The sequence below is a fragment of the Leifsonia sp. NPDC014704 genome (assembly GCF_043083605.1).
Classification (GTDB): domain Bacteria; phylum Actinomycetota; class Actinomycetes; order Actinomycetales; family Microbacteriaceae; genus Leifsonia.
This window is the reverse complement of the sequence record NZ_JBIBYW010000002.1, coordinates 1,049,662-1,073,610: the sequence shown is the minus strand read 5'-3', so window position 1 is coordinate 1,073,610 and position 23,949 is coordinate 1,049,662. Positions and strand designations below refer to the sequence as shown.

Genomic DNA, 23,949 nt, shown 5'->3' with positions numbered 1-23,949 from the left:
TTTGGCGCTGAATGCAACTCCATTGCTCGTTCATGGCAGTATCCGAGCATTTTGAGCGCCCTTGCGCCACTCCCTGGACGGCCTGCTACGGTCGAGCGGGTGAGTGACACACCCGCCGCCGACATCACCACTGACGCGGCGCTGGTCGCCCGACTGCTCGCGGAGCAGCATCCCGACCTCCAGGGCGAACTCCGCCTGGTCAGCGACGGCTGGGACAACCAGCTGTACCGCCTCGGCGACCGCCTCGCGGTCCGCGTCCCGCGCCGTGAGGCCGCCGCGCACCTCATCGAGCACGAGCAGCGCATGCTCCCCGGGATCGCGGAACGGGTGAGCGTCCGCGTTCCCGTCCCGGTCCGCGTCGGGGCCCCGTCCCCGACCTTCCCCTGGCCGTGGAGCGTCGTCGAGTGGTTCGACGGCGTCGACGGCGCGTCCGTCGGCGCCGCGGGCCGCGTCGGCCTGGCCGAGCCGCTCGCGCGCTTCCTCGGCGAGCTCGCTGTGCCCGCCCCCGAGGCGCCGAACAATCCGGTGCGCGGAATACCGCTCGCCGCACGCCGCGAGGCGGTCGCGACCCGGCTCCGCTCGCTGTCCGGACGAATGGAGGTCGCCGACCTCGAACAGGCGTGGCGTGAGGCCCTCGACGCGCCTGCCTGGGACGGACCGCCCCTGCTCCTCCACGGCGACCTGCACCCCGGCAACCTGCTGCTGGGCCACGATGGCGACCTGGTCGCCGTCGTGGACTTCGGCGACGTCACGTCCGGCGACCCGGCGACGGATCTCGCCACCGCGTGGCTGACCTTCGATCGGGACGCGCGCGAGCGGTTTCGCCGCGCCCTTCCCGTCACGCCGGATGCGGCGACCTGGGCGCGAGCGCGCGGTTGGGCGGTGACGATGGCGTCGGCTCTGGCCATAGCGTCGGACGACAATCCGCGCATGGCCGCGCTGGCCCGGCACACGCTGACGCAGATCCCGGAGTGACACCGCGCTATTCGACCGACCGCCGAGCTGCCATATCGCTCAGGCGCCCGGTTCCTCGTCGACCGTGAGCCCCAGCACGCGGAGCTCCTCCTGTGACCGCCCCGAGAGCTTCCGACCGAGCAGCGGACGCCGGTCTGCGTGCATTTTGAGCCCCTTGGGCCCGCGCGCGACCGGCTCCTCCCATCCGAGGTACAGCGCCAGCACCCGGAAGGTGAAGCCGAGAAGGAAGGCGCCCGCGACGCTCAGCCAGTACGGGACGCCCGACTCCGACAGCACGATCCAGACGAGCCCGGTACCGACAGCCGTCGCGACGAACCACTCGCTGCGGACGAACTGCTTGGGAGTGACACCGCTGGTCACGTCGATCAGATAGCGGCCCGCGGTCGGCGCGATCACGGCGATGGCCAGGGCACCCACGATAGGGTAACCCGCCTCCGTCGCCTTCTGCGCGCCGATGATGGCGTACCAGGGCAGCGAGAACGACGTCATCAACTGGAAGAGCCCCTCGCGGAACAGCTGACCGTCCGCGTAGGCGAGGAGGTAGCCCACCACACCCGCCGTCACACTGAACACGAGGTAGGCCGGGTTGACGAAGGCTGACGGCGTCTCCTGCAGGATCACATCCCGGATCACCCCGCCGGCGATGCCGCCGATGACGGCCATCAGAATGATGCCGACGAAGGTGTAGCTGCGGTAATGATCCGGCCGCCGAGCAAGCAGCGCGCCGTTCAGAGCGTTAGTGGTCGCGGCGACGAGGTCAATGAGGGTGCCGCCGCCGGAGAGCGACCAGGTGCCGAGAGTGAGCTCGGTCGGATGCATCGAAAGTCCCCTGCCCGCGACGCCGTGTCGCCGCAGGCACACGCTAGCGTGGGGCACGGTCCAGCGAGAGACAGCGCCGGTCGCGGGGCAACGGACCGGCTAGAGGCCCCGCTCGTGGGTGGACCCGACGACCGGCTGGCCGTCCTCATCCACGGCGATCAAGCCGGATGAGCTGGCTGCCGCGGCCGCGAGACGCTCGATCCAGTCGCGGTCGAGCGCCGGCGGTCGTGATCCGCTGAACCGGAAACGCAGGGGGATGGAGGGATCGATCCAGACGGTCGAACGACCGTCGCCGTTCTCCGCGGTCTCGCGCCAGCTCAGAGCAAACGACTCCTTGCGGCGCAGCTTCGACACGATCACCACTTCGAGGTGCGCGAGGACGCGATCCTCGAACGTGATCATCGTGCTGCTGTCGTAGACCATGTATCCCATCGGGCACCTCCAGCCATCACCGTACGCCAAGACGCACGTTCGGTGGCTTAGCGATGTCCGGTTGGGGTGCGGACGGAAGGTCAGGCTCGGCGGTAGGCGCCGGCGGCGGGGCAGTCGAACGGGTCGCGGGCCGCGAGGCCGACGCGGTTCAGGTACTGGACGACGATGGTGTACGACCGGACGAGCGAGGTCTCGGTGTACGGCACCTCGTTCGCGGCGCAGTGCGCGATGGTCAACTCGCGAGCACGAGCCAAGTGCGGCCGCGGCATGCTCGGGAACAGGTGGTGCTCGACCTGGTGGTTGAGACCGCCCATGAGGATGTTCATCCACCAGCCGCCGCGGATGTTGCGGGAGGTGCGCACCTGCTTGTCGAGGAAGCTGACGCGCGAGCCCTCGGGCAGCTGCGGCATGCCCTTGTGGTTGGGGGCGAACGATGCTCCCATGTACAGGCCGAACACGGCGAGCTGCACGCCGAGGAACGCGAAGGCGACCCCCACCGGCATCAGCAGGAAGATCGCGCTCAGGTAGATGCCGAAGCGGATGAAGATGGCCGAGAGCTCACGGCCGCGGCCGGGGACGGGCGACTTGCTGAAGAGCGTCCGCAGCGACGTGAAGTGGAGGTTGACGCCCTCGAGCAGCAGCAGCGGGAAGAAGAGGTAGCCCTGGCGACGCGTCACTGCGCGGAGGATGCCCGTGGCCCGGGCGGCGTCGGTCTCGGTGAACGAGATCGTGTCGCGGGCGATGTCGGGGTCTTTCCCGATGGTGTTCGGGTTGGCGTGGTGGCGCGTGTGCTTCGTCATCCACCAGTGGTAGCTCATGCCGACCATCCAGGTCGCGAGGAAGCGCCCGGCGCGGTCGTTGGCCGGGCCGGAGTCGAACACCTGGCGGTGTGAGGCCTCGTGCGCCACGAACGCGAGCTGGGTGAAGATGATGCCGAGTGCTCCGGCGATCAGGAGGACGAGCCACGAGTCGCCCAGCAGGACGATTCCGGCGAATGCGCCGACAAGCGCGAGGATGAGGACCACGAACGTGGTGATGTAGAAGCCCCGGCGACGTTCGAGGAGACCCTCGCTGCGAACCTCAGACAGGAGTTCGCTGTACGTGCTCGTCACGGACGGCCGTCCGGAGCGGGGCTTGGTGGTCCGGATCGGACCGAGAACGGTTGCGGTCACGCTTGACCTCCGCTGTGTCAGACGACTTCCCAGCCGAGGTGTTGGACGTTTCGCCCTAGATTCTCGAAGCATATGCGCCGTTCCTGGGCGCCAGCACCGAGATATGCCCGAAGGGGCTTGGGATCGATGCGGGGCCGGCGAACCGGCCCCGCATCGGGACCGGTCAGACCGGTCGGATGTTGGATGCCTGGAGGCCCTTGGGGCCGCGGGTCACCTCGTACTCGACCTTCTGATTCTCGGCCAGGTTGCGGAACTCGCCCTGCGACGCGATCTCGCTGAAGTGGGCGAAGACGTCGGCCGTGCCGTCATCCGGGGCAATGAAGCCGTAGCCCTTCTCCGTGCTGAACCATTTGACGGTACCTGTGGCCATCGTATTCTTCCTTCTTATTTGGTGTTGGGGACCGTGACGGTCCCGTTCGCCGCGCGGAGAGCGCGGACGGCTGAGCGCCACGACGGAATGGAGCAGTCGTGACGATTCGTCGGGGAGGGAGTGGCCCTCGCCGGAGAGCTGAACGGCTGATGGAGCCGGACGGAGGGTGAGATACTTTTCCTTTTTCGCGGCCGTGACCGCGGGTACACATGCGCACACGACCCGAGGACGGTGCGCTCAATCGACCCGGTGCGAGACGTCGTCGGCTGACCGGGTTCCCGCAAGACTACAGGACATCGGCCTCGAGCGCGCGAATCCCTCGTTTTCGCCCGGCGGAGGACTGGATTGTGGACCGAGAACTGATATTCTTGAAAAGTTTCTGATCGACGCCCATGTCTCGGGCGGTATCCGATCATCATCACATCATCGAGGGGGAATATTGAGCGACCCGACCGTGCCCGCAGACGACCACGACAAGGCTCCGGAGGGCACACCGGCCGCGTCCGAACCGGCAGCACCCGAGCAGCCCGCAGCACCCGAGCAGCCCGCCGCACCCGAGCAGCCCGCCGCACCCGAACAGCCCGCCGCACCCGAACAGCCCGTTCCGCCGACCCAGCCGGTCGCGCCCGAGCAGCAGGCCGCCTACACGACCGCGCCCGGCCAGCAGCCCTACCCGGGCGGTCAGCCCAACCCGTATGCGCCGCCCGCCGGCGAGAAGAAGAAGCCGGCCGTCCCGCGCTGGGTCTGGTGGGTCATCGGCGGTGCCGTCGCCTTCGCCGCCGTGGTGATCGTCGCGATCGTCCTGATCGCCAACCTTCTGGGCGGCGGCGGCGCGAAGGCCGTCGCGCAGGACTACCTGAACGACATCGCCAAGGGCAACGCGTCGGCCGCCAACAAGCTGGCCCGGGTCGACTCCTCGGAGGACGAGAACTTCCTTCTGACCAACGCCGTCCTCGGCAAGGCCCAGCACATCACGGCCCCGGTCGTGAGCCGCACGCTGTCGAGCCGCAGCTCCGACCTCACCCAGGTGAGCGTGGCCTACAAGCTCGCCGGCAAGACCTACCGCGGGACCATCGAGCTGGATAAGGACGACAAGGGCTGGTACGTCAGCCGTGGTCTGACCTACCAGCTCCCGTTCGTGTCGTCCAGCATCCCCGGCTACGCGGTTCCGGGTGCCGACCACTCGCTGACGTCGAAGGATTCCGAGGTGGTCGCCTACCCGGGCGTCTACAGCATGGAGGCGCCCAACAAGTACTACGAGCTGGCCGGCTCCCCCAAGCTGACGGTGGCCGCCGACTCGTATCAGGTGAAGGACCTCAAGCTGACCCCGTCGCAGGCCTATCTCGACGAGGTGCAGAAGCAGGTCGACGCCCACTACGCCGAGTGCGCCACCAAGACGGCCTACTACGACGTGGAGGACTGCGGCATCGACCTCAGCTACCCGAGCAACATGTCCGTCTCGAAGTCCACCGTGGCCGTGAAGGTCGACGAGTCGCCGAAGGTCGAGATCAGCGACGACTCCGACTCGTACTACCAGTTCAAGATCGGCCCGGGGAAGTTCTCGGCCGTGATGACCGGCTCGGACTTCAGCGGCAACCCGGCGAGCGAGAACCTCACGGGCGAGGCCGGCTACATCAGCGCCGACATCAAGATCGACGACGACAAGGTCGTGGTCACCTTCAACTGACCGCGAACGACGAAGGGCCGGGCGTCTGAGACGCCCGGCCCTTTCGCGTTGGTCCGCTTACCAGTCGTTCCCCACGCGGATCAGCTTCTTGTTGACGAACTCGTCTGCACCGAACCGGCCCAACTCGCGCCCCGAACCGGAGCGCTTCACGCCGCCGAACGGCAGTTCGGCGCCGTCGGCTAGGACCACGTTGACGAACACCATTCCGGCCTCGATGCGGTCAGCGACGCGCGACGCCTGCTCCTTGTCGGTCGTGTACAGGTACGAGCCGAGCCCGAACGGGGTGTCGTTGGCGATGCGCACGGCGTCGTCCTCGTCCTTCGCGCGGTACACCTGGGCGACCGGACCGAAGAACTCCTCCTTGGAGGCGGGGTTGTCGGGCGTCACGTCGGTGAGCACCGTCGTCTCGAAGAAGGCGCCGTTGCGGCCTCCGCCGCGCACCAGCTTCGCGCCGTTGTCCACAGCACGCTTGACCTGCTCGTCGAGGTTCTCCGCCGCCTTCAGCGACGAGAGCGGACCGAGGGCCGAGTCCTCGCTCGTCGGGTCGCTCGCCTCCACCTCGGAGAGCTTCGCGGTGAACTTCTCCAGGAACGGCTCGTAGAGCTCGTCGATGACGACGAAGCGCTTGGCGGCGTTGCAGGACTGGCCGCTGTTGTCGAGGCGCGCATCCACTGCGTTCTGCACCGCGGCATCCAGGTCGTCGGTCGAGAGCAGGATGAACGGGTCGGATCCGCCGAGCTCCAGCACGACCTTCTTCAGGTTGCGGCCGGCGATCTCGGCGACCTTCGCGCCGGCCCGCTCGGAGCCGGTGAGCGAGACGCCCTGCACGCGCGGGTCGGCGATCACGGTCTCGATCTGCGGGTGGCTGGCGTAGATGTTGACGTACGCGCCCTCGGGGAAGCCCGCGTCGAGGAAGATCTGCTGGATCGCGGCGGCCGACTCCGGGCACTGCTCGGCGTGCTTCAGCAGGATGGTGTTCCCGATGACGAGGTTCGGTCCGGCGAACCGCGCCACCTGGTAGTACGGGAAGTTCCACGGCATGATCCCGAGCAGCACACCGAGCGGCGAGCGCCGGACGACGGCCGAGCCGTCGCCGTCGAGCAGCTGGATCGGCTCGTCCTTGAGGAACTCGTCCGCGTGGTCTGCGTAGTACTCGTAGATCGCGCCGGCGAAGTCGACCTCGGCGAGCGCCTGCTCGACCGGCTTGCCCATCTCTCGCACGATGATCTCGGCGAGCTCCTGCCGGCGCTCCACGTGGAGTTCACCGACACGGCGGATCAGTGCGGCACGCTCCTGCCCGGTCGTCGACCGCGACCAGGTGCGGAAGGCGTTGTCGGCGGACGTGATCGCCGCCTCCAGGTCGGCGTCGCTGATGGTGTCGAAGGTCTTGACCGTCTCGCCGGTGGCGGGATTGGTCACGGCGTAGCTCATGGCGCTCCTCTTCTTCGCTGAAACGGGTCTCATCTTCGCTGAAACGGGTGTGGCCCATCATGACAATACGGCTTCCGAAGCACCTGTGACCCGCCACACCGTCCACGCGGACGTGCGAGCGTCGACATGACGTACAGCGCGTCCGGATCGGCGATGCTTTCGCCTGCGGACCCTCGCAGGAACCGTTGCAATCACGCAAGCGAAGCGTTCAATGGTGGCTGATCGAGGGAGGTGCTCGTGGACCTGCACGGGAAGAGCGTCGTCGTCACCGGCGGAAACAGCGGGATCGGGGCGGCGATCGTCCGCTCTCTGGCCGCCGCGGGAGCGGCGGTCGTGATCGACTATGTCTCGCGCCCGGAGGACGCCGCCGACCTGGTCAAGGACATCGTCGCGGCGGGCGGTCGCGCCATCGGAGTGGAGGCCGACGTCACCACGACCGCGGGCATCGACAAGTTGATCGGAACGGCGGTGGACGAGTTCGGGCGGTTGGACGCCTTCGTCAACAACGCGGGCATGGAGCTGCGGCACAGCCTGCTCGAGGTGGACGAGGAGACCTTCGCGAAGGTGATGGCCGTGAATCTCACGAGCGCGGTGTTCGGGACGCAGCGCGCGGCGAAACGGTTCATCCAGCAGGGAACCGGCGGGGTGGTCGTGAATGTGTCCTCGGTCCACGAGGACTGGCCGATGCCCGGAAACCTCAGCTACTGCGTATCGAAGGGCGGGATGCGGATGCTCACGCGCACCGCCGGTGTCGAGCTCGGACCTCAGGGCGTCCGTGTGGTCAGCGTCGCGCCCGGCGCGGTCGACACGCCCATCAACGCGGCCACGATGAAGGATGACGCGCTGCGCCAGAAGCTGGAGAACTCCATCCCCCTCCGCACGGTCGCCGAACCCTCCGAGATCGGGGATGTCGTCGCGTTCGTGGTCTCGGATGCCGCGAAGTACATGACCGCGACGACGGTCTTCGTCGACGGCGGCATCATGCACGGCAGCGTGGGGCTCTGACGAAGGGCGACCGCACCCGCATCTCAACCGGAGGACGAAAGGAGCGAGAGCGATGACGGAACCGCACATCCTCATCCTCGGCGCAGGATTCGCCGGGTTCACCCTCGCGCGCGAGCTGCGTCGCGACGCCGCGGCCCACCGGGTGCGCCTGACCGTCGTGGAGCCGGAGCCGTACCTGACGTACAAGCCGCTGCTGCCGGAGGTGGCGGGCGGCGAGACCCAATCGCGAGACTCGGTGGTGCCGCTGCGCCGCCCGCTCAAGAACGCTGAACTCATTGCGGGGGCGCTCCAGTCGGTGGATACCGGCGCCCGGGTCGCCGTCGTGCGTACCCTCGACGGCACCGAGCGGGCGATCGCCTACGACCACGTCGTGTTCGCCCTGGGCGCCGTCACCAAGACATTGCCCATCCCTGGGCTCGTGGAAACAGCGATCGGCTTCTCCAGCGTCGAGGAGGCGGCCTATCTGCGGGATCACGTGCTGGAGCGCATCCGCTTCGCCGCCGCCACCGGCGACGCCGCCGAGCGGAAGCGGGCGCTGACGTTCGTGTTCGTCGGCGGCGGGTACACGGGCGTCGAGGCGATCGCGGAACTGCAGCGTGTCGCGGCGGCCGAACTGGACCGCTACCGGGAGCTCGACGGCGAGCGGATGAACTGGCTGCTGGTCGAGGTCGCCGGCCGAATCGCTGCCGAGCTTCCCGAGCAGCTCTCCGCCTGGACGCTGCGGCTGCTGCGCAAGCGCGGCATCCAGGTGCTCCTCCACACCGAGGTGAAGAGCTGCGAGCACGGCGACGTCGTGCTCAGCAACGGTGAGACGCATCCCACCGACACACTCGTATGGGTGGCCGGCGTCACCCCCAACCCGGTGCTCGACCGAGCGGATGTGCCTCGCGGCCCCAAGGGGCACGTTCAGTGCAACGCCAGCCTGCAGGCCGTGCGCGACGACGGCACGCCCCTCGACGGGGTGTGGGCGCTCGGCGACGACGCCCAGGTGCCCGATCTCACGGCCGAGAAGCAGCCCGCCTACTACCCGCCGAACGCGCAGAACGCGATCCGCCAGGCGAGGGTGCTCGCTGACAACCTGCGGCGGTCGATCGCCGGGGAGAGCCTGACCGAGTACCGTCACCGTTCGCTGGGGACGCTCGCCAGCTACAGCGGGATGCGCGGAGCAGCCGTGGTCCGCGGCATCCCCCTCCGCGGCGTCGCGGCGTGGGCCGTCGACAAGGTCTACCACGCGATCGCCCTGCCCAGCGCGTCCCGACGGTTCCGGCTCATCCTCGGCTGGGTCGGCAACGGCATCACCCCACGCGATGCGGCGCCGGTGGGGACGGTGCAGGAGCCGCGGGAGCGGTTCCGTGAGGCGGCAGCCGCGCAGGAGAAGATCTGACCGACGTCGTCCGACCCCGTTGACCCGGGAGTCACGGGGCGTTGGATGGCCGTGTGCGCGCGAACGACCGGTAGCGCGAAGAGGAGAGACAGCATGACGACGGTGAGCGAGTTCGTGATCGAGCGGATCCGGGAGTGGGGCGTGCGGCGGGTGTTCGGATTCCCCGGCGACGGGATCGGGGAGTTCGACGGCGCTCTCGGCAAGGCGGAGCGGGCCGGCGAGGGTGTGGAGTACATCCGCCCGACGCACGAGGAGATCGCCGCGTTGATGGCGACGGCCCACGCGAAGTTCACCGGTGAGGTCGGAGTGTGCGTCGCCACGTCGAGCCCCGGCGGGTTCCACCTCATCAACGGCCTGTACGACGCGAAGATGGACAACCAGCCCGTCGTCGCGATCGTCGGCCAGCAGGGCCTCGACTCGCTGGGCACGTTCAACCAGCAGGAGAGCCACCTCGAGCGGACCTTCTCGGATGTGGCCGCCTACGTGCAGACGATCGTGTCGCCCGCGCAGGCGCAGGCCGTCGTCGACACCGCGTTCCGGATCGCGATCACCCGGCTGCAGCCGTGCGTGATCATCCTTCCGCACGACGTGCAGGGACAGAAGATGGTGGAGCCGGGGCCGGAGATGTGGCAGTCGCGTTCGAGTGCTGTGGCGCCATCCACTGCCATCGCTCCCCCGCTGGAGCAGCTGCAGGCCGCCGCCGATCTGATCAACGCCGGCGAGCGCGTCACGTTCCTGGTGGGCGCCGGGGCGAACGGTGCGACGGCGGAGGTGCTGGAGGCGGCGAAGCTCGCCGGCGCCGGGGTCATCACGTCCCTCCGCGGGAAGCAGGTCGTGCCGTCGGACGTGCCGTTCCACACCCAGGAGCTGGGGCTCCTCGGCTCCCGGCCGAGCTACCACCAGATGAAGGAGTGCGACACGCTCGTGCTGCTCGGCACCAACTATCCGTACGGGCAGTTCCTGCCGGCGACCGGTCAGGCCCGGGCCGTGCAGATCGACCTGCGGCCGGAGCATCTCGGCCTGCGGTATCCGACCGAGGTGAGCATCTGGGCGGACGTGAAGACCGCCTTGACCGGCCTTCTTCCCCTGCTCACGCAGAAGGAGGACCTCTCGTGGCAGGAGAAGGTCGTCGACGACATGCAGAAGTGGGACGACGAGCTCGCTGCACAGGCTGAGCAGACCTATGACGACGGGGTGAACCCACGGAGGGTGTACGCGGAGCTGAACAAGAGGCTCCCCGCCGGTGCGATCGTCACCGCCGACGCCGGTACCACCGCCGACTGGTACGGCCACTACATCCGGCTTCACGACGGGATGCTCGGCGACCTCTCCGGCCGCCTCGCCACGATGATCGCGGCGATGCCTTACGCGGAGGCGGCGAAGTTCGCGTATTCGGACCGGACGGTCGTCTGCACCATCGGCGACGGCGCGTTCCAGATGCTCGGGATGAATGAGCTGATCACCATCAAAAAGTACCTGTCACGGTGGTCCGACCCGACCTTCATCGTCCTGGTGCTGCACAACGATGACCTCACGCAGGTCTCGTGGGAGATGCGCACCGAGGACGCCAACCCCGTCTGGGAGGCCGCACAGTCCGTCGAGTCGGTCGACTACGCCGGCTGGGCGCGCCTCCTCGGCTTCAACGGCATCACCGTGACCGACGACGACGATGTGGCCGCCGCGTGGGATGCCGCATTCGCCCACCGCGGCGTCACGCTGATCGACGCGCACACCAGCAAGAACGTGCCGCCCCTCCCCCCGCACATCACAGCGGAGTTCGCCAAGAACACGGCTTTCGCGCTGCTGAAGGGCGACCCCGACGGGCTCGGCGCCATCAAGGACTCGGCCACCTCGCTCGTCACCGAGGGCGTGGAGCGCGTCAAGGGGGTGCTGCACCGGGACCACGGCGACGACGAGGGGTGATCCCGGCGCGCTGCTAGCGCTCGTCCCGGTTGTGCTCGTTCTGGTCGTGACCGTGCCGATCGTGCTCATGCTCGGCCTTGGGGTAGTTGCCCGCGCGCTGGTGCGTGCTGCGCACCAGCGGCACTTCACCGTCGCGCTCGGCACCGATGTACGTCCCGGTCACGTCCGCTTCCGGTCCGACCCCGCCGCTCTCGGTGTACTGCCCGTGGACTCCCCGCGGCTCGGGCGCCTCCGGATCAGCCTGCGTGTAGCGGCCTTCGAGCCCGTCCCGCGCGTTCTCCTGCACCATGGTCACCGCCTCCTCTTTGATTGCGATAACGCAATTATCTCACCGTCGAGGCCGTTCGGGGCGGTGAAGACGGATCCAGGGTAGAAAGGACGCGTGAGCGAAGATCTGGAGGTGGAGGCCGCCCTGGGCGCCGCCGACGTCTTGATGCGCGTAGCCGCCCGCTCGGTCATGGAAGTCGAGGACGTCGTCACCTCGCCACAGCTGCGAGTCCTCGTCCTCATCGCCCGGCGCGGACCCCGCACGCTCGGCGATGTCGCCGCCGAGCTCGGTGTGCACGCCTCCAACGCCACCCGCCTCAGCGACAAGCTCGTCCAGGCCGGCCTCGCCGAGCGCCGCGAGGACCCCGAGGACCGCCGCTACGTCCGCCTTACCCCCACGCGCGCCGGCCGCCGCCTGGTGGAGCGCGTCATCGGCCACCCACGCCAGGCGATCGCCGAGGTCCTCGCCGCAATGCCCCCGTCCGAGCGGGCCGCCGCCACTCAGGCCTTCGAAGCCTTCGCCCGGGCCGCGAGCACCGACCCCGACGACGACGGCCGTTTCACGCTGCTGCCGCCGGGGCGGCGGGACGAGGACTTCCCGGCGACTTCGACGTGGAGCGCGCCGGAGAGATGAGAGCTGCGGGCAGATCCACAGTCTCATCAAGCCCCTGCACCCTCTCTTCGATTCATAGGACCTAGAGATCGAGTGCCTTTGTGTTCCAGTTGCGGACCATCCAGCGAAGAAAGGACTGGCCGATAAGAATCATCCACAGGCCAATGTAGTAAATGACGGCCATAGCGAGATGGCTTGCAGGTGGGAGATCACTGCTGATGTTGGACGGCGATATTCCGTAGAGCACCCCCAATGCCAACGCAATCGGCAAGAGTCTCGTCATGATCATGACCGCGCGGCCCACCTTGGCGTCGTCGCTCAAGTACTCCTCCGGATACTGCCAGACGGGGCCTCGTACGAATAACAGGAAGACGCGATCTCCTGGCCGATAGTCCGCCTTGATGTGCTTGCGGATGAACTCGCCTACGAACCATTCGCGCGCCAGGTCGACCATGTCGGATGGACCGACCGGAGGGACATCAAGCCTCCATCGGGTTGGAGCCGGCGAGCACATCTTTTTGCTGGTGAACTTCTTCCCCGGCCTCTGAGTCATCCCTCCTTTTCGCGGCATCATCGGAGCGTTCCAATAGCGGACCATCCACCGAAGCCAAGAGTGCGACTTGAGCGCAAACCAACAACTCGCAGAGAACAACAAAAACAGAATGGCCGCCACAATCAGGCCGGTCGTCACACCATTTCCCGATGGCGCGGACGAAGTGACGCCGGTTGTCCGCAGCAGCAAACCCAGGCTCAATCCGCCGAGAATGAGCGCCACCAGACAATTATTGAAGAGGTAGACACACCTGTCCCCGACGTACTTGCTTCGCCGGGCTTTGTCTGCCTCGAGATAACGCCTAGCCGTGTTCACGGCTCCGCGCGTGTCAGCGACACTTCCGAAGAGCGCGTCGTCCAGCCGGTAGTCAGCCCGAAGCATCTTTCGAACGAAGTTTGCTTTCCACGTCACCGATGGGCTCCGACGTAAGGCCGTTGCCTCGCCCGGACTGATGCCAAGCCGGACTCGCCGTTAAGCGCCAGCGTCAATGGCTTTTCCATGGTTCGTCGGACAGCCCCGATAGCAGCGCCGCGCCGCAACGGCTGAAGTAGGTCAGAGCCAGCCGATTTACTCACGCGCGTCTCGAGCACGAGCCTGCTTTCTCGCCAATTCCGTTTCTGCTCGAAGACGTATTCATACGCGTCACTCAAGGTTCCGAGGAACTCACCGCGCTCTTTCCGAGCGCGAAAGAAGAAATCTCGTTCATCGGAAATCCATATTTCGTAAGGCCGTCCGCCCTTGGCACAAAGTTGTTGATCCTTAGTGCGACGTCAGACGAATCCTTCGCGAGGCGAATGAGGTCTTCGGCATCCTGTCGGAAGTAGCCCACTCGTAACATTCTTTGTATAAATCCCATCACCGACCGGCAAGAAGTTGAAGGTGCGCAGGACCAGGTTGGAAATGTTCCTCGCGAGCCAGATCTGATCCTCAGCTGCTCTCGCGAGTAACCGATCGACGACATATTCTTGATGTATTGCTCGTGGTTCATCACATCACCTTCAAATAACCTAGGTCCAGATACTTCCGAATGCCGCCTCGGAACTGATAGTGCGTGCCGCCTCCTCGTCGCTCGAATCCAGGTGCGATCTCACTGAGACGCACATCGACGGGCAGAGGCTTCAGAACCTCGTAACGGACTACCGTCGTGTTTCCTCCCAGGCGATCGGGCGGCAGCGATAGCCTCTCAAATGGCGTTCCGGGAGGATTGGTTATCTCATTTGCGAAGCCGTTTGCGTGAGGCGGGTCATCGGGCCATGCCATCGGGGCGTGCCCTTCCTGTCGAACCCGTCCAAGTACTCGTCTAAGAACCGGTCCCAGTCGAGTCACCTGTCGGATCGTAGCCAGGAAGGCCTCGACTCAGGGGCGCGCTCATCAGGGACTTTTTTAGTTCCTGAGCCTTACCGAACGACACGTCTGGCGCGGCCGGTTTGCGCCAACCCCAACCCAATGAGAGTCATCCTGCGCCGGCGACGATCTGCAATCCGTCTCAGATCATTTACCGACAGATGGACAGCACCCCTGTTTACCGCGCTGCTACGACCACGCCGCCACCATGAAGTGCGGCTTCCCCTCCGGGTCAAGTGCCGATTGGCGAATCTCCTCGGTGCTCAAGCTCACATAATGCGAGAAGTTGACAAGCTCTACATCGTCTCCGCCTCGAATAACGCTTTCTCCACGGTGGTGCAACTCATACCCCGGTCCATCAGCTTTTGTGATGGTAAATCCCGGGGCCACCTTGTCAATGGTGACAGGGATCGACACGACCAACAGCCTCGGAAGGCGCTTGTCCTCGCGGAGACTACTGCAGAGGAAATAGGTGAGAAACTTCTCCATGTCGGCGAGCAACGAGGTGGAGAACACCAGGACCTCTTTGGTATCGGATCGTTCCGCGTGAGTGAGGACCAGGCGGTCGTCAACAGCCCGGAGGAAGATCCGAATTTCGGCACCCGAAGTGGCGAACAGCCAAGCATCAAACTCCCGCCAGAAACTACCGGGCAATCCAGCCGGTAAGGCCAGCGAATTTACTCCGTCGACCATCGCTTGGATATCAGAATGGCGAATGGTCATTTGGACAAACCACCAGGCATCAGTACTCCCCTATCCAGAAGCTTTTTTACGGTCACCTTGTTGCCTTCTTGATCTCGAACGAGTACTTGGTGCCCGCCGCCGGGTCTGCCGAAAGCGCGAGCGATTTTGGAGTGTTCTATACTCCAGTTTTCCGTCCCAGGCGGCCATTCTTCCGCCAGGCGATAGGAGTGGTACCGCTGTTCGAGAGAGTTTACCGGGAGGGATCGTTGCTCGAATGAGGCGGGCTGGCCGTCTCTCATCACGCCGAGAAAGTTTCCGTTGTCCTTGCCGATACGATCCAGGGCGCTGCCCCAGTCGCGGATATACGCGGCGAGGTCGCGGTAATCACGGCGGGTTCCAGGGACTGCACCGTCGTTCGGCGGATACCTATCCCAGTGATCGCCGGTGATCGGATCGGTTTTGGCCTCGGTGAACCGTTCCTCGTATTCGGCCTTGGTGTACGGGGTGTCGTTCGGGGCACGGCCCCAGGGTGCGGCGGGGTCGGAGACCAGATCGAAGCTGCTCCTGCTGACGTCATTAATGGTGGGATACGGTCGATGAACACCATGGTCAGCTTTCGGCTGACCATAGAACTTGTCGCTGGGCTTGGACGGGGTATCCGGATGCGGAACCCACGCAGCCTTCCGAGGCGCAGTGAACTGCGACTTGATGTCGGCGGCGACTGCGCCCACGTAGGCTCTGATCCGGCTCGGCGCGCTGACAGCCTTGCCTGGCTCGACGATCTTCACCGTCTTGCCGAGTCCGCCGGCGAGTTCGCCGGCTTTGCCGACCACGCCCGCCGCCCGCGCGGCTTTCAGCGCCGCGGCGCCGGGAAGCAACGCCCCGGCGAGTTCGCCCATCACCGACGGGTTGAACGCGGCCACCTGGCCGACGGTGGTGGTGATTTGGTCCCACGCCTGCGCCCACGCGCGCGGGTCGGTGAATAGCGCCGTCACACCCATCCCGGCCTCATGCACACTGAACTGACCCGCGTCGCTGATCACGTGCACCACCCCCGACCCGACACCGGCCAGGAACTCCAGTCCCCAACTCCCGGAGGCCGCGGCCGGCTTGACCGCGTTGGCGGTCCACCACTCATCCACAGCCTGGCCCGCCATCCCCACCAGGTTGAGTTCGTTGCCGGTGGTGGCGATGGAGGCGTGGTTGATGGCGTTGTTGATGCCACCGATCAGGAGGGAGCCGCCGAGGAGGGTGAGGCCGAGGGAGACCCCGCCGGTGAACGGGGTCAAGCCGAGCCCGATGACGGTGACCACGGCGCCGGCGACGATCTGCAACCCGTCCCAGATCAGGTCCCAGCCGGCCTGCTCCCGCCGGGCTGCTTCCGCGGCCTCGATGTCCTTGGCGTAGCCGGAGAACATGCTCTCCCACCCGGCGGTCGCGGCTTTCTGGTTCTGCGTGCAGTAATCCAGCATCCCGGAAGTCAGCGGCCCCAACTGCTGCAGGGTCAGGGTGAAGCTGCCTGCGGTGTAGGAGCGGCCCTGCCCGACCGTGAGCGCGCCGACGTTGTTCACGATGCCGGCCAGTTGCGCGATCAGGTCCTTCACCTGCCCGAACCCGGGATCGGAGGCCTCATACGCCTCCCAGGTCTCCTTCTGCCCCTTGGCAATGGCATGCATGCCTTGCAGATCGTTCACCGTCTGCTCCACCGCGCCCGCGCCCGCGCCACCGAGCGAGACCAGATGCGAGGCGTCCGCGGCGATGCCGCGCAGCTGGGTCGCGAACCCACGCAGCTGCTCCATCCCGCCCTCCAGCTGGGCCAGATGCGCCTGGAACTCATCCCGCACCAGCCGGAAGTTCCCGCCGGAATCCACCTGCCCGTACCCGGCCCAATACACCCCGATCGCGGTGTGGAACGTTGACAAACCCAGCTGCAGCAACTGCACGATCGGCACGTGCACCTCGCCGATATAGGCCCGCATCGCATCAGCACCCTGCCCGCTGACTTTCTCCGACGCCGCCAACGCTTCCAGCCCCTGCTGCAGTTGACCCACCGCCTCCATGCGACCGGCGATCCCCGTCTGCAACCCCGGCGACGACGCCTGCCACGCATCAGCAGAAAACTCCACAACACTCACTGCTTCGCGTCCTCACGATCCTGCACCTCAATGCGCACACCGAACTTTTCGAACTCTTTCGTGTCCTTCTGCGCCAGCGCTCCGTAGGTCGCAATCAGAGTCGACAGGCTCGCGTAGATCTCCGAGACGGCCTTTGCACCGGGAACGTTCAGGGGCTCTCCCCGATCCCACCCGTCTGTGACCTCCGCGACCCGTGATGTGAGTGTCGAGACCTTCCGCGTCTCCTCGTGAAAGCCCTCTTGGATACCTCTCGTGGCCATCCCTATCCTCCGTTTCTGTCGAGCACGATCAACCCAAAGCCACCGCGAGAGCCTCCGCCGCAAGGACAGGATGCTCGAGCACGTTGATGGAGTAGGCAAGACTGCGCTGTTTGCTCTTGCAGTCATCGATGGCCTGTTCGATCTGTTGACCGATCCGCGAATGGCTCGACTTGGCTGTGTCGAACCCATGCTTGAACTGGTTGCGCTTCTGCCCAGCCCATAGGCCGGCGCCGGCGTGTTCGTACGCGCTGACGTTCACCTTGGACACCGCATCGCGGACCTTCTGCAGCCGGCCGATGAGGGCCTCCAACTCGCGGACGCGAGCCAGTGCCTGCTCGTCACGCATCGTCGTCCATCCCATCGCGGACGCTCGCGAACAAGTCCGTATTGCTCGCAGTCGTCGTTAGCGGAGGCTCAGCCGCGGCTCCGGGCGCAGTTGCAGTCGCAGTCGCAACACGGTGCCCCTGCAGTTGGAACCGGGCGTACGCGTCGTTCAGTATCTCGAGCACCAGGTCGTTGTCATCGTCGGAGTAGCCCTCGTGCACGACCTTGAGGATGTCCTCGTGGTTGAAGTACGCGATGTTCGTGTCGATCATGCCCTCCGGATACAGGAAGGCGCCGTAGTCGAAGAAGGCGCGCTCGACGATCGAGCCGCGCGAGACAACCAGAAGCTTCTTCACCGAGCCCTTCAGGATGACGATGCTCCCCAAGGGGAGGAACTCACGGCTCTCGACCTGTTCGCGTGGTTTTGGTGTCATTTCCGTTTTCCTTTAATCCGTAGTTCGCTGAACGGGTCCCTGGGGTTGGCCACCGCACCCACGCCGGCGCCCGCTCCGGGTTGCGGCGCAGCAGGGGGATCGTCAGGTCGAGTGAGATCGATCGTCAGATCCGGTTCGACAGGGTCGGGTTGCTTGGCAGGCGGGGTTTTCGCGTTCTCGAGTTGCTTCTTCGCGAACACCACGTCCTCCGGAGTCTCGTGTCCCCGGTGCACAACCTCGACGATCTGCGTCTGCCGGATCACGATCTCCTTCACGCCAGCAAGCGCGCCGGACGGATGTGGAAACGCCTTATACCCAGCCAAAAACCCCTCGGCCGACTTCTGGAAACCGCGCGCGATGATGATGTAGACGCCGTCATCGCCTTGGATCGAGACGGCGCTCCCCAACGGAAGCAGTTCGGGAATCTCGGTCATGTCACTGCTCCGCCCACTCTGGGCACCCTGACCTTCTCGCAGGCGCTGCCGCCCCGGAGAACGAAGAACGGCTCGTCGACTCTCGGCTCGGCCTCATTCGAATTCCCCATGCTCTTCACGAGTGGGCTGTCGTAGGCTCGCGCCCCCACAAGCCCGCTGAACTTGAGCTCCCTGAGCATCTTCGGTACGGCTTCGAACGACTTGGCGACGTAGTCATGGCGACTGAAGATCATGAAATCGAGCCCCGCTTTGGGAGCGTTCCGCAGCGCGAGCGCGAAATCCTCTGGCTTCAGTCCCGTCTTGACGATGAAATCCGCCAGGTTCGCAATGACCAGCACCATGGGAGTGCCCTGCGTCTTCTGCTTGGTGAGTCCCAGGTACGCGACGATGCCGGCGACGATCTCGTTCGCATCGCCCTTGGCGGTTACGTGGCTGAAGTTGGTGGGCAGCGGGACCTTGCCCAACGTCTCGTCGAACGACTCATCGAAGTCGACGATCATGAACTCCCTTCCGGCCCGACCCCCCTGCGCGAGCAGGACGTCCTGGAACAGCAGCTCCTGATCATCGTCGCGCGCCGCGAACAGGAAGAAGGGCTGCGACCGCGGAAGGAACCCGATCGCGCCGGTGGTCGCCTTGGACAACCCGAATGCGACTCCACCAGCGTCTTCGAGGGTGCTCACCGACGCCACGTCGCGGAACGCCTCCACCGTCAGCTCCTGCGGCACCATCGGGATCCGCTCCGGGCGCGCGCCCGTCCACGCTTCGCCGATGGCGGCGACCTCCTTCTCCAGGGCGTCCAGAACGGCCGCATCGTCCGCTCCGTCGCAGGGCAGGAAGATCTGGATCGCGGTCGGAGTCTCGAGCTGGAGCTGGCCGCGGCCGAGAATCTCGGCCTGCATGACCCGATCGCGGCCGAAGAGGGCCGCGACGTCCGCCTCGTCGTTCAGATAGAGGGCGATCGAGGTCGGGATGTTGCTGGTCATGTTCATGCGCATCGAGTTCGCGCGATTCGCCGTCAGCACCAGGTAGACGCCGAGTGCCGCACCCTCTCGTAGGACCTGGATGAGTTGGGCGTCGATCGCCTCCTTCCGCTTGTCCTGGGCGAGGCCGTCGTAGCCGTCGAGGACGTTCAGCAGGGTCGGGAGCGACCGGCCGGTCTTGACCGTGTACTGAGCGAGGGTGGCCACGCCGACGCTGCGGAGGAGGCTCTTCCGGTCGGCCAGCACGCCCGCGATCCGGTCCATGGCCTTCTGGAACTTCTCTTCCTCCTCCAACGTCACGATGTCTGCGACATGCGGAAGGGGCGCCAATGGGAGCAGTCCGTTGTTTCCCAGGTCCAGCAGCACGAATTGCATCTGCTCGGGACTGTTCTGCCGGGCCAGATTCGTCACCAGCGTCTGGAGCAGGGTCGACGCACCGTACCCCGGGCTGCCGAAGACGGCCGTGTGCCCGGCCTCAGCGAGACTGAAGCGGTACACCTCCTGCGCCTGCTTGCTGGGGATGTCGAGCAGACCGAGGGGGATGCCCGGCTCTGCGTCGACGGGAGGAGTCGGGATCCGGCTCCCCAACGGCGGCAGCCACGGCTTCTCCGGGAGGACGGCCCCCGACTCCGCAGCGAGCGCCGCCAGATGCTCGACGACCGCGTCGAGCTCGCTCACCTTCTCTTTCCGCGCCTCCTGTGCCGCCTCGTCGCCGGACAGATCGCGGGTCCACAGCTCGTACTGCCCGAAGTCGTTGATCAGGTAGATACGCTCATCGACCGTCTTCTTCTCGGTCTTGCCCGGGTCGTAGTCGGCCCCCGACCAGGCCGACTGGAACAGCTCGTAGATCTCGTTGTTCCCGACCTGGAGATAGGCGCGTCCGGGCTCGACGATGCTCGCCGCGTCGGGAGTCTTGATGATCTCTTGCGAGTCGGAGACATCGGCTACTTTGAGCGCGAGCTTGAAGCGGCTGTTCGACCAGATCTGGTCGTTCACGACTCCGCTGGGTTTCTGCGTCGCGAGGATCAGGTGGACGCCGAGCGAGCGCCCGATCCGCGCTGTCGATACCAGCTCCTCCATGAACTCCGGCTGATTCGCTTTGAGCTCTGCGAACTCGTCTGAGATGAGGAAGAGGTGCGGCATCGGCAGAGCCGGGTACTTCGTGCCCCGTTCCACCTCGTCAGCGCTCTTTCCGAGCTTGTACAGCCGGGTGTACCCGTTGATGTGGTTGACGTCGAACTGCGCGAAGAGCCGCTGGCGCTTCTGGAGCTCGGCGCGGATGGAGGCGAGCGCGCGAGCAGAGGCTGCGCCGTCGAGGTTGGTGATCGACCCGAGAAGGTGAGGCAGACCGGCGAAGAGATTGGCCATCCCACCGCCCTTGAAGTCAATGGGGAGGAAGCCGACGTCCTCCGGCGCGAAGTTCACGGCGAGCGACAGGATGTAGGACTGGACGATCTCAGACTTTCCGGAGCCGGTCGTACCAGCGACGAGTCCGTGCGGGCCGTGCGCGCGCTCGTGAAGATTCAGCTCGACGAGGTCGTCCTTCCCCCGGAGACCGAGGGGCACGGCGAGGGTCTTGGAGGTGTCCGCGCCGGCCCAACGCTCGGCGACGCCCAGGTCGTCGACCTCCTTGACGTCATACATCTCCAAGAAACTGACGGCCTTCGGGATGGCGTTCTTCTCGACCTCCACGTGCGTCAGGTTCGCGAGTCTCCGCAAAGCGAGATCCCTGTCAGCCGGAGTCGTATACGGGACGAAGTCCCGAGCCACATACACGCGGTCGTCATTGACGAGCACACCGGCGCTCCGATTGCGGTACTCGACGAGCGCGGACACCGTCTCGGGAAGCTGCTTGCGGTCCTCCCGGCACCAGATGACCGTGACGCCCAGCTCCGACATGTCCTCCGCGAGGAACTCGTTGATGCCATGGCCTGCGAGATAGGAGTCATCGAGGATGGACAGGACGTAGTGCGGGGAGAACACCGGCTTCTCCCGACCGGCCTGGCTCAGCGCCTGTCTGCGCTTGCTGAGGATCTGGGTGAAGCTGTTCAGGATCATGTCCCGGGTCTTCGCGTTATGGATCAGCCCGCGCACGTTCAGCCCCTGCATCGTGAAGTGCGGGAGGAACCGCCACGGATGCCAGTGCTCTCGATACGACTTCGCAGGAACCAGGGCGATGAAGTTGACGTCGCGATAGGACTGGAAGACCGCGAGCTGGAGCAAGAGGCTCGCCGCAGCGGTGCGCACGGCGTCATCCGTGCCGACCAGCCCGAGCGTCTGCGCTCGGAGGCTCAGCGTGATCGGAACGTTCCGCTGCGTCGAGAACCGGTCGACCAGCTCGGCCACCCGCCGAGTGTCTGCGTCGTCGTCTCTGTCGTTCGCGTCCGAGGTGACCGTCAGCGACGACGGGGCGTCTCCGGTTCCCAGGGAGACGTCGAGGAAGTCCTTATTGTTCGGAAGCCGTTCGTAGATCCGCGGGCCGTACGCCGCAACCATCCGCACCAGCGCGTCGGGACTGGGCGCGTTGTGATCGCGGACGCTCTTCTCCTGTTCGGACAGTCGCGTTAGCGACGCCGTGACAGTGACGAGGTAACGCTCGTAGTCGTCCCGTCGAGCGTCGTCCTCTTTCCGGCGCTGACGCCGATCGCCGACGAACTGAGACACCGTGAAGGCGGCCGTCAGCAGGCTCAGGATGGCCATCCCCAGCATCATCAGCGGATTGCGCCCGGAGAGCACGGTGGTGGCGACGCCGACGGCGACCATCCCCAGAGGTGGGAGAAGAGCCTTCAGGATGCTGTTCTTGTCGGGCTTCTGCGCCGGCGCGATCTTGTGCACCTGCACTTTGTCGGTCGGGGCCTCCAGGGTGATCCGAGGGCTCCGGCGATAGTCGGGGAAGTCGGGCGGGAACTCGTCGTGCTGTTCCTGTTCGAGGAACGCGCTTCGGTTCAGCGCAGCGCCCTCGGCGAAAGTAGTCACCCTCCACTGGGTCGGCCGCCTCTCGAGGAGGTAGTCCGCGGTCAAGACGCGATCGCCAACCGCGGCCCGGTGGATGATCTCCCGTTCATCCGTGAGTCGCTCGTTCACGTAGAGGAAGCCACTGCCGGGGCGAGCGATCACGGCGTCGCCATGAATGGCGAGCATGCTGTCGCCTGGCGTCCTGACGCTCGCGATCTCGGAGCCACCGATGACGAAGTGGTCGTCGGGATCGAACACCAGGTGCGTCGATTCGACGCGACGAGCGTGCACGACGAGGAGCATGTGGTCGTTGCACTCGGTCACGCCGGCCGGAACGGCGGCGCCGTTGATGAACAGGCGGTCGTTGATCACTCCGAGCGTGAGATCGCCGAAGACGGCAGACGGCCGGTCCTCGGTCAAGGGGATCGTCACGAGTTCGGCGCCGAGCACATAGACGGAGAACAGGACGGTTCGCGGGATCAACCGATCGTCGCGGAGGCCACCATCCGACGGCCCTGTTGCCGCGAGCGCGAAGAAGTCGGTGCCGGGACCCGCGCTCATCGGGTCGCTCCGAGCCGTGCGGTCAGCTCTTCGATCTTCTTGGCATACTCGTCGAGAAGTTCCTGCTTGCGCGCGCCCTCCATCGACGTGTCGAGCTTGGTCGCCTCGTAGAGGTCCGTGTACGCGAGCAGGGTCAGCTGGTCGTCACCGAGGTTCTGCGCGAGATTGAGCGCCGTTTCCAGGTCTCCGCGCGCGAGGTGGATCCAGTAGTCGAGCGTGTTGTCGTCCGTCTTCGTGGAGATGTTGTTCAGTACGGCCTGCTTCTGGACAGCCGTCAGCTTCGTCAGCTTGACCGAGCTGACCGCCAGGACGTAGCGGGCAGACTTGGGCAGGTCGTTCGGGCCGTATTCCCTGAGGTCTTCCAGCGTCTGCGCATAGTCGCTGGTCAGGAAGTCGGACTGGGCCGTGATGATCGCTTCCTGCCGCGGCTGAGCCACCACCACGGATTCGTACGCCCACCAGCCCGACACCGATGCGACCACGACGGCGACGACTCCCAGCACTGTGGTGAGCCGGTAACGGAGCTTCCGAACCGACACGGTCTCGCGCGCCGCCTTCAACGTCTCCGCCGCCAGCTCCGCGTCGATGAACGGAGCGATGTCGTCCACGGTCGCGCAGGAGGCGATCCGCTTGCTGAAGTCGTCTTTCAGAGTCGCCGTGCCATCGATGAGCTTCTCGAACGGCAGACGCGGATGCATGATGCTCAGCACGAGCGCCTTGTACCCCTTGAGGAACAGCGCGTCGTCGAAGGCCATCGGCGCGAGGATCCCGACGAGGCCGCTGTGCATGACGGAGGCGCCTGCCCCGGTGATCACGATGTTCTCGGGATGGAGGAAGGGAATCCGGAACTTGCCGGCCAAAGGCCGCAAGGCGGCCAGCTTCTGAGCCGTCTGCAGCTTCTCGAGCCGCGTGCGAGCCGCCGAAGCCGCTTGGCGGATGGTGCGGGCGCCGCCCGGAACCCGATACGTCACGATGGCTTGGAACTGCTCGGGAACCTCCTCGTCGAGGGCGACATGGTGCCGCACAACGTCGATGGAGTCCATGCGGATCTGAGCGCCGGCCAGCATCACCCGGACCGTCTCGCCGGTGCGCTCGAACTCCAGCGTCTCGCGCCCATCGAAAACCCTCATACCTACCCACCTCGTCGCGGTGCCATCGCACCTCATCGGTCGTACGTCAGAAGTAACAGTACAGACATATAACAGAT

General features: G+C 65.8%; 22 protein-coding genes. 6 read left to right on the top strand and 16 right to left on the bottom strand.

Annotated elements, in window-relative coordinates; all coding sequences use genetic code 11:
• Positions 1-99: 99 nt before the first annotated feature.
• Complete coding sequence (locus ACF1AJ_RS16680; RefSeq protein ID WP_391508362.1) at positions 100-975, top strand: aminoglycoside phosphotransferase family protein; 876 nt, start codon at positions 100-102, stop codon at positions 973-975.
• Between the two features lie 39 nt (positions 976-1,014).
• On the opposite strand, the gene ACF1AJ_RS16675 is transcribed toward ACF1AJ_RS16680, so the two are convergent.
• The 4 genes from ACF1AJ_RS16675 to ACF1AJ_RS16660 form a co-directional block, all read right to left on the bottom strand.
• A complete protein-coding gene (locus tag ACF1AJ_RS16675) occupies positions 1,015-1,794 on the bottom strand; it encodes a TRIC cation channel family protein (RefSeq protein WP_391508361.1) in 780 nt (259 codons plus the stop codon).
• Positions 1,795-1,893: 99 nt separating this feature from the next.
• The gene (locus tag ACF1AJ_RS16670; protein WP_391508360.1) at positions 1,894-2,226 is read right to left on the bottom strand and encodes an ATP-dependent DNA ligase; all 333 of its coding nucleotides are present in this window, start codon (positions 2,224-2,226) and stop codon (positions 1,894-1,896) included.
• Positions 2,227-2,306: 80 nt separating this feature from the next.
• Positions 2,307-3,398, bottom strand: a complete 1,092-nt coding sequence (locus tag ACF1AJ_RS16665) for a fatty acid desaturase family protein (RefSeq protein WP_391508359.1) — start codon at positions 3,396-3,398, stop codon at positions 2,307-2,309.
• Between the two features lie 163 nt (positions 3,399-3,561).
• Positions 3,562-3,768: a cold-shock protein gene (locus ACF1AJ_RS16660; RefSeq protein WP_018192289.1), complete on the bottom strand. Its 207-nt coding sequence runs from the start codon at positions 3,766-3,768 to the stop codon at positions 3,562-3,564.
• Between the two features lie 439 nt (positions 3,769-4,207).
• Between ACF1AJ_RS16660 and ACF1AJ_RS16655 the strand changes: the two genes are divergently transcribed.
• Positions 4,208-5,455 carry a hypothetical protein gene (locus ACF1AJ_RS16655; RefSeq protein WP_391508358.1) on the top strand — a complete coding sequence of 416 codons (1,248 nt, stop codon included), beginning with the start codon at positions 4,208-4,210 and terminating at the stop codon, positions 5,453-5,455.
• 57 nt (positions 5,456-5,512) lie between these two features.
• On the opposite strand, the gene ACF1AJ_RS16650 is transcribed toward ACF1AJ_RS16655, so the two are convergent.
• Entirely contained in the window at positions 5,513-6,886 is a 1,374-nt protein-coding gene (locus tag ACF1AJ_RS16650; RefSeq protein ID WP_309854201.1) for an NAD-dependent succinate-semialdehyde dehydrogenase, read from the bottom strand.
• 237 nt (positions 6,887-7,123) lie between these two features.
• Here ACF1AJ_RS16650 and ACF1AJ_RS16645 point away from each other — a divergent pair, with 237 nt between their 5' ends.
• The 3 genes from ACF1AJ_RS16645 (at position 7,124) to ACF1AJ_RS16635 (ending at position 11,198) form a co-directional block, all read left to right on the top strand.
• Positions 7,124-7,891 (top strand): glucose 1-dehydrogenase, encoded by a 768-nt coding sequence (locus tag ACF1AJ_RS16645; protein ID WP_026307302.1) that lies wholly within the window; start codon positions 7,124-7,126, stop codon positions 7,889-7,891.
• 52 nt (positions 7,892-7,943) lie between these two features.
• Positions 7,944-9,275 carry an NAD(P)/FAD-dependent oxidoreductase gene (locus ACF1AJ_RS16640; RefSeq protein WP_391508357.1) on the top strand — a complete coding sequence of 444 codons (1,332 nt, stop codon included), beginning with the start codon at positions 7,944-7,946 and terminating at the stop codon, positions 9,273-9,275.
• 93 nt (positions 9,276-9,368) lie between these two features.
• Complete coding sequence (locus tag ACF1AJ_RS16635) at positions 9,369-11,198, top strand: thiamine pyrophosphate-requiring protein (protein ID WP_391508356.1); 1,830 nt, start codon at positions 9,369-9,371, stop codon at positions 11,196-11,198.
• A 13-nt stretch (positions 11,199-11,211) separates the two neighbouring features.
• Here ACF1AJ_RS16635 and ACF1AJ_RS16630 read toward each other — a convergent pair whose 3' ends face one another.
• A complete protein-coding gene (locus ACF1AJ_RS16630) occupies positions 11,212-11,493 on the bottom strand; it encodes a hypothetical protein (protein WP_391508355.1) in 282 nt (93 codons plus the stop codon).
• Between the two features lie 87 nt (positions 11,494-11,580).
• On the opposite strand from ACF1AJ_RS16630, the gene ACF1AJ_RS16625 reads away from it, so the two are divergent.
• The gene (locus ACF1AJ_RS16625) at positions 11,581-12,099 is read left to right on the top strand and encodes a MarR family winged helix-turn-helix transcriptional regulator (RefSeq protein WP_391508354.1); all 519 of its coding nucleotides are present in this window, start codon (positions 11,581-11,583) and stop codon (positions 12,097-12,099) included.
• Positions 12,100-12,160: 61 nt separating this feature from the next.
• Here the strand turns inward: ACF1AJ_RS16625 and ACF1AJ_RS16620 are convergent, their stop codons facing one another.
• From ACF1AJ_RS16620 to essB, 10 genes are all read right to left on the bottom strand, one after another.
• Positions 12,161-12,853 (bottom strand): hypothetical protein, encoded by a 693-nt coding sequence (locus ACF1AJ_RS16620; RefSeq protein ID WP_391508353.1) that lies wholly within the window; start codon positions 12,851-12,853, stop codon positions 12,161-12,163.
• A gap of 765 nt (positions 12,854-13,618) precedes the next feature.
• Positions 13,619-13,891, bottom strand: coding sequence for a TNT domain-containing protein (locus tag ACF1AJ_RS16615; protein ID WP_391508352.1), 273 nt, complete (start codon positions 13,889-13,891; stop codon positions 13,619-13,621).
• 273 nt (positions 13,892-14,164) lie between these two features.
• Positions 14,165-14,698, bottom strand: coding sequence for an Imm61 family immunity protein (locus tag ACF1AJ_RS16610; protein WP_391508351.1), 534 nt, complete (start codon positions 14,696-14,698; stop codon positions 14,165-14,167).
• Entirely contained in the window at positions 14,695-16,794 is a 2,100-nt protein-coding gene (locus tag ACF1AJ_RS16605; RefSeq protein ID WP_391508350.1) for a glycohydrolase toxin TNT-related protein, read from the bottom strand. Before ACF1AJ_RS16605 ends, ACF1AJ_RS16610 begins: the two co-directional genes overlap by 4 nt.
• The gene (locus tag ACF1AJ_RS16600; RefSeq protein WP_391508349.1) at positions 16,791-17,054 is read right to left on the bottom strand and encodes a hypothetical protein; all 264 of its coding nucleotides are present in this window, start codon (positions 17,052-17,054) and stop codon (positions 16,791-16,793) included. The genes ACF1AJ_RS16605 and ACF1AJ_RS16600 overlap by 4 nt, the downstream gene beginning before the upstream one ends.
• A 28-nt stretch (positions 17,055-17,082) precedes the next feature.
• Entirely contained in the window at positions 17,083-17,400 is a 318-nt protein-coding gene (locus ACF1AJ_RS16595; protein WP_391508348.1) for a hypothetical protein, read from the bottom strand.
• Entirely contained in the window at positions 17,393-17,812 is a 420-nt protein-coding gene (locus ACF1AJ_RS16590) for a DUF4176 domain-containing protein (RefSeq protein ID WP_391508347.1), read from the bottom strand. Before ACF1AJ_RS16590 ends, ACF1AJ_RS16595 begins: the two co-directional genes overlap by 8 nt.
• Complete coding sequence (locus tag ACF1AJ_RS16585; protein WP_391508346.1) at positions 17,809-18,246, bottom strand: DUF4176 domain-containing protein; 438 nt, start codon at positions 18,244-18,246, stop codon at positions 17,809-17,811. The genes ACF1AJ_RS16590 and ACF1AJ_RS16585 overlap by 4 nt, the downstream gene beginning before the upstream one ends.
• Positions 18,243-22,742: a type VII secretion protein EssC gene (gene essC, locus ACF1AJ_RS16580; protein WP_391508345.1), complete on the bottom strand. Its 4,500-nt coding sequence runs from the start codon at positions 22,740-22,742 to the stop codon at positions 18,243-18,245. The genes ACF1AJ_RS16585 and essC overlap by 4 nt, the downstream gene beginning before the upstream one ends.
• Positions 22,739-23,872 (bottom strand): type VII secretion protein EssB, encoded by a 1,134-nt coding sequence (gene essB / locus ACF1AJ_RS16575; RefSeq protein WP_391508344.1) that lies wholly within the window; start codon positions 23,870-23,872, stop codon positions 22,739-22,741. Before essB ends, essC begins: the two co-directional genes overlap by 4 nt.
• Positions 23,873-23,949: the final 77 nt, after the last annotated feature.